Here is a 2,274-nt window from a genome sequence, read left to right as displayed (position 1 = left end):
GCGATCTCGCCGCCGTCGCGGCCGCACTCAACACCCGACCCCGCAAAACCCTCGACTGGCAAACACCGGCCCAACGCCTCGATAAGCTACTCGCACAAGCTCATTGACCACCAGTGTTGCAACCACCGCTAAAATTCGCCTCCTTTAGTGCTGTTGCTATCGCCGGGAAACTGCTGCAGCGGAGTGGGAGTGTCTACCTGCACCCTCCATTGACGTCCATGGGTCTGGCATGGACAAGAGTCTGGTCCGCTGAGCGGACCGGCAACCGGATTCGCCCTCGCGACATGAGTCGGTCGGGACATCGCCAAAGACGCGATCTGGCCGGCGTCGCTCTGATAGTGGCCTCCGACGCGGCCCGTCTCGATCACCCGAGATGATTCGTCTCCGCCTGCGTGAGGTGCTTCTCGCCATGCCAACGGACCATCGGATCGGCGAAGTAGCTTACGTCTTTGGTTGCGGTCAGCCCTTTACAACACTTGGTTAGGGTGTCGACGCCCGTACCGTCGTTGCCGCCGTGGTGGAGCGCGGGGAGGGGCGAGAGGTTGGTCCGGCCAGCGGATCCGGCGTCGAGGTAATGCCGCTACGACGGTGAGCCGCGGTCCTGGGTTAGAACGTGGTGGCCGGCGCGCCGCCACGGAACCGTCGCGTGGTTGGTATCGGCGCCCGGCCCGTTCTGCCGGCCGCACTGGCCTCGCTGACGCCTGTTGTCGGCCGTAAGCGCACCTTGCTCGCCGCGCTCGAGCATCCTGGGGGAGGGGCGGAACACGCTGGCCCGCATCATAATTTAGAGCCTGCGACATTCGTCATACGCGTCACGGTGACGTCGTGCCCGGCGTACGGCGCGTCTGGCTCCTGATTGTCGGCTGAGTTCGTCGGCCGCAACGACGCTTGCTGAGCCGCTAATTATCACAGACGGTGGTACCGATTCTGGTACCTGAGGTGGTACTATTCTCGGTATGCCGTCTCTAAACGTCACGTTCACCGAAGAGGAGCTGGCTAGCGTGCGTGCCGCGGCGGCAAGTGACGACGTGTCACTGCGCACGTTTGCGCATCGGGCTATTCTCGCCGCTGCCAGCGAGCACCGGCGCCGGGTGGCGGAGGCGGCGCGCATAGTCGCTCAGCGCTCCGCCGAGCTCAATCGACGTTTGGCGTGACGGAATACCTTGATCGCGACGACGTGCTGACCGCGGGCGCAGCGGCTGTCGGTCAGATGCTGAAGGTTAGTGATTACGGGCTGCTCGACGCCGCGGTCGCGCGGCCGCGAACCACTGTTTTCGGCCTCGATGCGTACCCCGACGATTTCGCGAAAGCGGCTGCGCTGCTGCAATCTCTGGCGCGCAACCATGCGTTCGTCGACGGGAACAAGCGGACTGCCTGGGCGGCCGCATGGACCTTCTTGTTCATCAACGGCGTGGCGCTCGGCGATTTCGACGTTGACGATGCCGAGTCGTTCATGAATGACGTTGCGACCAATGGCGATCTTGGTGTCGACTACATCGCCGGCAAGCTATCCTCGTACGCCGTTTCGTCATCATGACGCTTCTGGCCGGGTAAGTCCCCGGGGTCTGGCTTTCCCGCTGACCGGCCGTCGAAGTTCGCCGCTGAGCGCAGCGCGGTCTGGCCTGCTCCGTCTATCCATTCGGAAGAACTTGTGCCGCAGGACTATTCACTGCCGAACGTCACAGTGACGAAAATTGGTGGTTACCGGGGCATCGGCGCCGCTACCGCGGTGCTGAAGACAACCTCTTTCTCGGTGATGAGGATCGGCGCCGGGGACACCGCTTCGAGGGTGGGCTCGGCTTCCAACCCGAACTGGGGCTTGCCGATGGGCCGCTGCAGACGTCTTGTTGGACGGCCGTGGCCACAGCGGTGACAAATGCGGCGTTGCCGTCGACTCGGTTCATGACAGGTTCCTTTCCAATCCCGCGTGGACTCTTTGGGAGACCCAACCGGAGGAGATGGCGGCCGCCGTGGCGCGGCTGGATGGCACGCTGTGCGACGTCGTCGCCAAGCACAGCGGTGTGCGGCCGGTCGAACAGGGCGAAGGTGACAGTTTTGTGGTGGCGGCTGCGTGATCTGGCCCACGGTGGCCAGACCGTGCTGTCGGACACAATGCATGGTCTGATCGTCGACGGCTCCCGGCCGGTGCGTGGGTGACCGATCTGGGCATCCATCCGCTGCGTGATCCAGACGTAGGGGCGCGGGTTGTCGTTCCATGTGTTGATCCAGGCGCGGATGTCGGCGTTGAGTTGGCGGACCGAGGTGTGGGTGCCG

At 64.0% G+C, this 2,274-nt stretch carries 2 protein-coding genes and 1 pseudogene; all 3 read left to right on the top strand.

Annotated elements, in window-relative coordinates; translation table 11 throughout:
- Positions 1-956: 956 nt before the first annotated feature.
- Complete coding sequence (locus VKI00_RS22195) at positions 957-1,154, top strand: antitoxin Phd (protein WP_324441281.1); 198 nt, start codon at positions 957-959, stop codon at positions 1,152-1,154.
- Positions 1,151-1,537 (top strand): type II toxin-antitoxin system death-on-curing family toxin, encoded by a 387-nt coding sequence (locus VKI00_RS22190; RefSeq protein WP_324441279.1) that lies wholly within the window; start codon positions 1,151-1,153, stop codon positions 1,535-1,537. The genes VKI00_RS22195 and VKI00_RS22190 overlap by 4 nt, the downstream gene beginning before the upstream one ends.
- Positions 1,538-1,934: 397 nt before the next feature.
- Positions 1,935-2,219 (top strand): annotated as a pseudogene (locus VKI00_RS22185) (hypothetical protein); the annotation flags it as partial.
- Positions 2,220-2,274: the final 55 nt, after the last annotated feature.

The organism is Mycobacterium sp. (genome assembly GCF_035314665.1).
GTDB lineage: Bacteria > Actinomycetota > Actinomycetes > Mycobacteriales > Mycobacteriaceae > Mycobacterium.
Note: the sequence above shows the minus strand (reverse complement) of the source record. Positions and strands in the feature narration are given on the sequence as shown.

Coding starts and splice junctions, on each gene's coding strand:
- VKI00_RS22195 (WP_324441281.1), top strand. CDS start 957: ATGCCGTCTCTAAACGTCACGTTCACCGAAGAGGAGCTGGCTAGCGTG.